The organism is Pseudomonas sp. 30_B (genome assembly GCF_017491605.1).
In the GTDB taxonomy this organism is placed as follows: Bacteria; Pseudomonadota; Gammaproteobacteria; order Pseudomonadales; family Pseudomonadaceae; genus Pseudomonas.
The window spans coordinates 1-510 of the sequence record NZ_JAFGYY010000195.1 but is presented as its reverse complement, the minus strand read 5'-3'; the positions used below and the strand labels follow the sequence as shown (position 1 = coordinate 510).

Annotated in this window: 1 protein-coding gene and 1 pseudogene; both read right to left on the bottom strand. The window is 59.4% G+C overall.

The window, feature by feature from the left end; all coding sequences use genetic code 11:
* Positions 1–267: pseudogene (locus J5M67_RS27905) on the bottom strand (thiamine pyrophosphate-binding protein); the annotation flags it as partial.
* Positions 268–269: 2 nt separating this feature from the next.
* Positions 270–510: 5-deoxy-glucuronate isomerase (locus tag J5M67_RS27900; RefSeq protein WP_207888607.1), on the bottom strand; the 241-nt coding region annotated here is incomplete at its 5' end.

Genomic DNA, 510 nt, shown 5'->3' with positions numbered 1-510 from the left:
GTTCGTAGCGCGGGCGTAGGCGGAACAGGCGTGAACCATACCTTGCTCGTTCCGGCCCATCCAATACTCAAGTCGGCCTTCCTCATCGTCGGGGGCCGCCTCATTCTGCAAAAGCGCCTGGCCCAAACCAGTAGCATTTCCATGGCCGAAGATCCCAAAGACTCCGCGTATGAAGCGGCGTTCAACCCCGTCTCGCTCGGTGTACTGATGAGTCAGATAGCGCACGATGGCCTGTCCGACGCTGAGCCTCACAGTCTGCTCAGTCATAATCACTCCTTTGAGTCGTCCACCGCTAGCGGCAGGCGCGGGTCGATATCTTGATCCTGCCAAGTTTGACGAATCCACCCGTAATGCGGATCGTCGACTGATTTCCACTCAGCGGCGCCTGGCCCCGCCATCACATTGAGGTAGTACAAGTCGTAGCCGGGGGCGGCTGCACACGGCCCATGCCAGCCATGCGGCACCAGAGCTACGTCACCGTTCGAAATCATCTCTGCCACGTGGATGCGA